A 1,613-nucleotide genomic window follows, 5' to 3' on the forward strand; every position below is an offset into this window, starting at 1 on the left:
CGAACCGCAGCCGGCCGAACCCCAGCCCGGCCACACCCCCGGCCAAGCCCGCAGCCCGGCTAAGCCCGCAGCCGGGTCAAGTCCACAGTGGACAGCCCTTACCCGTTGCCCACCAACAACTCCCCAGGCTCACCGGCCCGGTGCACCAGCACCCGCTCCCCCGCCTCCACCAGGTACCCGGCCCCGCGCACCGTGGTGATCACCCCGGCGGCGCTGCCGAGCTTGTGCCGCAGCCGCCGCACGTGCACGTCCACCGTCCGGGTGCCCCGGCTCCCGTCCCCGCCCCACACCCTGGTGATCAGCTCGCGCCTGCCGTGCACCCGGTCCGGGTGCTCGCACAGGAACAGCAGCAGGTCGAACTCGCGCCTGCTCAGCGGCAGCGCGCGCCCCAGGTGCAGCACCCGCCGGGAGTCCGGCAGCACCAGCAGCTCCACGTCCGGCCGCGCGGGCGGGAACGGCCGGGGCGCCGCGGGCAGCGGCAGGCCGCCCACCCCGTGCACCGCGATCCCGTTGTCGCGCAAGGCGTCCGCGACCCGCGACGTGGCCGGCCCGACCTCGTCCGGCTCGACCTCCAGGCTGATCGTGACCACCAGTCGCACGGCGCCGCCCTCCCGTTCCCGCTGCGTCGACCCACGGTAGGAACGCCCGCCCCGCCCGCGCAAAACCGTCCAAGGCGTGAACCGGCTTGACACCGAGGGGTTACGATGGCGCAGCACGACTGGCGAGGGTGGGTCACCACCGGGGAGTGCGAGCAGAGCAGGCATCGCCCGCCTGGGTGCCCCTCATCCACCGGATGACAGGGGTGTGCCCGTGCCCGCTCGGACACTCGACGGAACAGCCGCAGCAGACGCGATCTACGACTCCACGGCGGTCGCCGCGCGGGAGTTCGGCGAACAGCACGGCCGCGCGCCGCTGCTGGCCACGGTCCTGGTCGGCGAGGACCCGTCGTCGCAGACCTACGTGCGCATGAAGCGCTCCCGCTGCCGCAGGGTCGGCATCGACTCGCGCGCGGTGGAGCTGCCCGCGTCGACCACCACGGCCGAGCTGGTCGCCAAGATCACCGAGCTGTCGCAGGACCCCGCCGTCGACGGCATCCTGCTCCAGCACCCGGTCCCGTCGCACGTCGACGAGCGGGCCGCGTTCGAGGCGATCGCGCCCGCCAAGGACGTGGACGGCGTGACCATGGCCTCCTACGCGGCGATGGCGTTCGGTGAGCCGGGCTTCCACTCGTGCACGCCCGGCGGGATCCTGCGGCTGCTGGACGTCAACGGCATCGACCCGGCCGGGATGCACGCGGTCGTGGTCGGTCGCAGCCCGATCCTGGGCAAGCCGGTGAGCGCGCTGCTGCTGGCCCGCGACGCCACGGTCACCACCTGCCACTCGCGCACCGAGGACCTGGCCGAGCACGTGGCCCGCGCCGACCTGGTGGTGGCCGCGGTGGGCAAGCCGGAGCTGGTGCGCGGCGAGTGGATCAAGCCGGGCGCGGTGGTCGTGGACGCGGGCTACCACCCCGGCGGCGTCGGCGACGTGGACCAGGCGGGCGCGGCCGAGCGCGCGTCGTGGCTGACCCCGGTGCCGGGTGGGGTGGGCCCGATGACGATCGCGCTGCTGCT

At 74.5% G+C, this 1,613-nt stretch carries 2 protein-coding genes and 1 riboswitch; of the genes, one reads left to right on the forward strand and one right to left on the reverse strand.

Features of this window, described 5'->3' with window-relative positions:
• Nucleotides 1-98: 98 nt before the first annotated feature.
• Nucleotides 99-599, reverse strand: a complete 501-nt coding sequence (locus tag ACTUAL_RS29460) for a winged helix-turn-helix domain-containing protein (RefSeq protein WP_269770704.1) — start codon at nt 597-599, stop codon at nt 99-101.
• Nucleotides 600-704: 105 nt separating this feature from the next.
• Nucleotides 705-784: riboswitch (ZMP/ZTP riboswitch) on the forward strand.
• Nucleotides 785-810: 26 nt separating this feature from the next.
• Here ACTUAL_RS29460 and ACTUAL_RS29465 point away from each other — a divergent pair.
• The coding region (locus tag ACTUAL_RS29465; RefSeq protein ID WP_440902523.1) for a bifunctional 5,10-methylenetetrahydrofolate dehydrogenase/5,10-methenyltetrahydrofolate cyclohydrolase at nt 811-1,613 on the forward strand (803 nt) is incomplete at its 3' end.

The organism is Actinosynnema sp. (assembly GCF_052038725.1).